General features: G+C 68.5%; 3 protein-coding genes and 1 tRNA gene. 1 reads left to right on the top strand and 3 read right to left on the bottom strand.

Features of this window, described 5'->3' with window-relative positions; all coding sequences use genetic code 11:
- Positions 1-586, bottom strand: a 586-nt coding sequence (locus G3N99_RS37455) for a leucine-rich repeat domain-containing protein (RefSeq protein ID WP_206124884.1), incomplete at its 3' end; no start/stop codon positions are given.
- A gap of 141 nt (positions 587-727) precedes the next feature.
- Here G3N99_RS37455 and G3N99_RS37450 point away from each other — a divergent pair.
- Positions 728-812, top strand: a tRNA-Leu gene (locus G3N99_RS37450).
- Positions 813-1,006: 194 nt separating this feature from the next.
- Here G3N99_RS37450 and G3N99_RS37445 read toward each other — a convergent pair.
- Together G3N99_RS37445 and G3N99_RS37440 are read right to left on the bottom strand one after the other, a co-directional pair.
- Positions 1,007-2,254, bottom strand: coding sequence for a RhtX/FptX family siderophore transporter (locus tag G3N99_RS37445; protein ID WP_206124883.1), 1,248 nt, complete (start codon positions 2,252-2,254; stop codon positions 1,007-1,009).
- A 22-nt stretch (positions 2,255-2,276) separates the two neighbouring features.
- Positions 2,277-3,090, bottom strand: an 814-nt coding sequence (locus G3N99_RS37440) for a PepSY-associated TM helix domain-containing protein (protein ID WP_206124882.1), incomplete at its 5' end; no start/stop codon positions are given.

The following is a 3,090-nucleotide window of genomic DNA, read 5'->3' as shown; positions in this document are numbered from 1 at the left end:
CAGACGCCGCGGCTTCCGGCGCGGCGCCGAACGGGTTGCCTGCGGCAGCGAGCCACGCGAGACGCGGCAGGCGCAGCAGCCAGTCGGGCAGCGCGTCCAGCCGGTTCGCGGACAGTCGCACCAGTTCGAGCGCGCGGCATGCGGCCATTTCCGCGGGCAGCGCGCGCAACCGGTTGCCGGCAAGCATCAGCTTCTGCAGCCGCGAGCAATCGCCGATGTCGGCCGGCAGTTCGTCGATGGCGTTGTCGGTGAGGATCAGCCAGCGCAGCGCGCGCGGCAGCGACCCGCTCGGCACCGTCTGAATCCGGTTCGCCTTGAAGCCGATCATGTCGAGCTGCCCGCACGCGCCGAGCACGTCGGGGAAGGCGGTGAAGCGGTTGCCGGACGCGAACAGGATGCGCAGGCGATGCAGCCGCGGCAGGTCGTCCGGCAACGCGGACAGCGCATTGCCGGTCAGGTCGAGCACTTCGAGCGTGTCGGCAAGATCGAAGATCTCGCGCGGGAATGCCGTCAACCCGCATGCGAGCTTGAGTTGCCGTGCGCCGGCGAGCTGCCCGGCCTTCAGTTGTTCGAGGGTGTTTGTCACGCGGAGAAAACGGGTGGCGGTTGCGACGATCGTCGGGTCGATCGCCCGAATTCTACCGGGATCGCCTGCGTGAATCCCTTCAATGTGTCACACCCCCTTCACAAACGCGCAACGTCACGCTAGAATTGCGCCCCTTGCAGTGCCGACGTGGTGAAATTGGTAGACACGCTATCTTGAGGGGGTAGTGGCGAAAGCTGTGCGAGTTCGAGTCTCGCCGTCGGCACCAGGATTTCTTCTCTCATCGTTGCGCGACATGCGACAAACGCATTCCGGCAACGATCGACGATCATCCCGCGCAATCGCGCACCGCTGTTTCCGATTCCCACATCAGGCTGCAACCAGGCACCACGCTGCTGCGAATTCGCGCGCGCTCCCGACTGCCGTCCGGACAGCCGGAAGCGTACGTGTACGCCACGTCACTCACGACGCCAGCACATCATCCCCCTTCACCGCATACGCCGCCTCGCGCCGCCGCAACCGCATCGCGATCAACGCGGCCAGCACCGCCAGCGCCACACCGGCCAGGAACCCGCCCGTATACCCCACCTTCGCAGTGAGCGACAAAATCGTCGACGACGCGATCAGCTCGCCGAGATCGCGCGTGCTCTGCACGGCCGTCACGTCGGTGCCGGCCTGGTCGCTGCCGCCCGCGAAGCGCATGCCGGCCGTCATGATCGACACCGACGTGATCCCGGTCGCCAGCGAACCGAGCACCGTGCACAGCCACGCCCACGACGACGACACCGGCAGCCACCCGCTCGCCTGCGCGAACCACAGCAGCGCGGCCGCGCCCGCACAGCTCACGCCGGCCGTAAACGCAGGCCACAACCCGAGACGCCTGACGAGCCACGCGCCGCCGCCGCAACCGAGCACGACCGTCACGATGCCGCCGGCCATCCCGAGTTTCCCGATCGCGTCGAGCGTCCAGCCCGCGTCGTTGAGAAACAGCTTCGACAGGCCGAAGCCCGATACGGCCGTCATCGCCGACAGCAGCGCGAGCGACAGCAGCGACCACGAGCGCGGCCGCTTCGCGAAGCGCACGAGGCTCGCATTGTGTTCAGCTTGCACACGTGCGCGGTCCGCATCGCGCGGCAACACCCACAGCACGCAGCCCAGGCTTGCGAGCGGCACGGCGGCCAGCGCGAGAAACGCCACGCGCTGGCCGAACAGGCCAATCAGCGTCAACGTGCCGGCGCCACCGCCGAAGAAGCCGATCATCACGCCCGCGATCTGGATCGCGTTGATCTTCGCGAGCGTGTCGCCGCTGAAGTGCTCGGCGGCCATCCCGTCGTTCGCGATGTCCTGCGTCGCGCTCGCGAGCGATGCGACAGCCAGCAGACCGACCGCCCATCCGGCCGTCGCGACCGTCATGCCGATCTGCGCGAGGCTGCCGAGGCACAGCACGACGAGCGTCTGCATCGGCAGCATCCAGCTGCGCCGCCGGCCGATGCGCGGCGACCAGCGGTTGTCGACGACGGGCGCCCACAGGAATTTCACGACCCACGGCAAGCCGACGAGCGGCAGGAACGCCAGTGCGTGAAGCGGCGCGCCATCATGGCGCAGCAGGGTCGGCATCGCGTCCATCGCAATGCCGATCGGGATTCCCTGTGACAGGTAAAGCAGCGTGATCGTGATGACCAGGCGGCGATGTTCGAGCAGATCGCGCATCGAAGTCTCCAGTTGCATGAAATTAAAAAGGTTCGGCGCCGGCCGGCACGCGCGCGGTCTGCATCGCGTCGCGACGCGGACGGCGCGCGGCACGCACCAGCAACGCGCCGAATGCGACGAGTGCCGCGTCGATCGGCCAGTACACGGGTTCGCCTGTACCGAGCAGCGCGATCGCGCAGTGCGTCACGCCGGCCAGCCCGTACGCTGCGCCGGCCGCGCGCATCAGCCTACGCAGCCAGGCCGCACGATCGGCCACACAGGCCGCGAGCGCGACCGTGCCGCCCCACACGGCCCAGAACAGCATCGCGAGTACGTGGTCGACGTGCACGCCATCGGGTAACGCACGCCCTGCGAACAGCAGTACGCCGCCCGCGAGCACGAGCCCGCCGCATGTGCCGACGGCGACCGCGGCCAGCACGTTCGCGGAACGATCCTGCTGCGTGCGCCGCCGCTCGATCCACAGATGCAGCCCCGTTGCACACAGCGCACACGCAGCGAGCCCCATCAGGAAATGCACGACGCGCAGCACGCCGCCCATCGCACCCACCCAGCCGTATTGAGCGAAGTGCAGCGGCTGCACCGCGATGAACGCACGCAGCCAGAAGCCGCGGCCGCGCGACGTGGCATCCGCGAGCCATTGCCCGTTTGCCGCGCGGTACAGATGTCGCTCGAACACCGCCGTACTCGGCAGGCCGGCGGTCGTACCGGCAATCTCGACGCGCGCGTTCGCATCGCCCCAGCCGTGCAGCACGATCGCTTCGGGCCGGAAATCCGGCATGCGTGCCGCGTCGCGCCGCAGCAGCGCATCGAGATCGGGCGCACGTTGCCACGCGCCA

This window comes from Burkholderia sp. Ac-20392, from assembly GCF_017104585.1.
GTDB lineage: Bacteria > Pseudomonadota > Gammaproteobacteria > Burkholderiales > Burkholderiaceae > Burkholderia > Burkholderia lata.
This window is presented reverse-complemented; position numbering and strand designations above follow the sequence as displayed.